The organism is Streptomyces echinoruber (assembly GCF_014651135.1).
Taxonomy (GTDB): domain Bacteria; phylum Actinomycetota; class Actinomycetes; order Streptomycetales; family Streptomycetaceae; genus Streptomyces; species Streptomyces echinoruber.
Map to the genome: position 1 here is coordinate 1 of NZ_BMWH01000103.1, position 600 is coordinate 600.

At 69.2% G+C, this 600-nt stretch carries 1 protein-coding gene; it reads right to left on the bottom strand.

The annotated features are described in order from the left end of the window. A partial coding sequence (locus IE225_RS32755; protein ID WP_190061295.1) for an acyltransferase domain-containing protein occupies nucleotides 1-600 on the bottom strand: 600 nt, incomplete at both ends.

The following is a 600-nucleotide window of genomic DNA, read 5'->3' on the forward strand; positions in this document are numbered from 1 at the left end:
ACTCCACCAGCCGGAACAGGGCGACCTCGACGGCGAACAGAGCCGGCTGCGCCCAGCGCGTCTCGTCCAGCCGCTCGGCGTCCTCCCCGAAGACGACTTCCTTCAAGGACCGGTCGAGTTCCAGGTCGAGATGGGCGCATACGGCGTCGAAGGCATCGGCGAACGCAGGGAAGGCGTCGTACAACTGCCGCCCCATACCCAGCCGTTGCGCGCCCTGCCCCGAGAAGAGGAACGCGAGTTTGACGGCTCCGGTGGCCGTACCGGTGACGTACTGCGGACTGGCCACACCATCGATCAGGTCCTGGACACCCTTGAGAAGCGCGTCCCTGTCCTCGCCCAGGACGACGGCACGGTGTTCGAAGGCCGATCTGGTGGCGGTGAGGGAGAAGCCGACGTCGACGGGGGTGAGGTCGGGGTCGTCCTGAACGCGCGCCAGCAACTGTTCCGCTTGGGCGTGCAGGGCGTGGGTTCCGCGGCCGGACAGCACCCAGGGGATGACGGGCAGCGGCACGGCAGTCGCCCCGGGCTCGGGGGCGGCCGGCTCCGTTGCCGCTTCCAGGATGACGTGCGCGTTGGTGCCGGACAGCCCGAAGGAGGACA